The sequence below is a fragment of the Photobacterium alginatilyticum genome, assembly GCF_009910675.1.
GTDB lineage: Bacteria > Pseudomonadota > Gammaproteobacteria > Enterobacterales > Vibrionaceae > Photobacterium > Photobacterium alginatilyticum.
Map to the genome: position 1 here is coordinate 1 of NZ_RSEJ01000303.1, position 419 is coordinate 419.

Here is a 419-nt window from a genome sequence, read left to right on the forward strand (position 1 = left end):
TTTGACTAWTCATTTCACGAGTGCCCACACAGATTGCATGGTCAAATTGTTAAAGAACGTTGACTTTCAATGCCTTGGCGTTAACCGCTTCAGCAAGTCAGGACGCGTATAATACGCTTTTCTGATTTCCAGTCAAGACAAAATTTTCATCTTTTTTCTTCAACCAGACTAACTGGTTATAAAGTGAAAACCTTCTGTTGACTYCGCTCACATTGCAATCAGCYGGAGCGAAAGAAAAGCCCGCTGTACCCAGCGRGCTTCCTATAAATTCAAGCCTGGCGATGTCCTACTCTCACATGGGGAGACCCCACACTACCATCGGCGCTATTACGTTTCACTACTGAGTTCGGCATGGGATCAGGTGGGTCCATAATGCTATGGTCGCCAAGCAAATTCGACGTGAAGGGATTCACTAATAT

The 419-nt window shown here is 45.1% G+C and carries 1 rRNA gene; it reads right to left on the reverse strand.

The annotated features are described in order from the left end of the window. Positions 1 to 273: 273 nt before the first annotated feature. Positions 274 to 389 (reverse strand): 5S ribosomal RNA (gene rrf, locus EIZ48_RS28800). Positions 390 to 419: the final 30 nt, after the last annotated feature.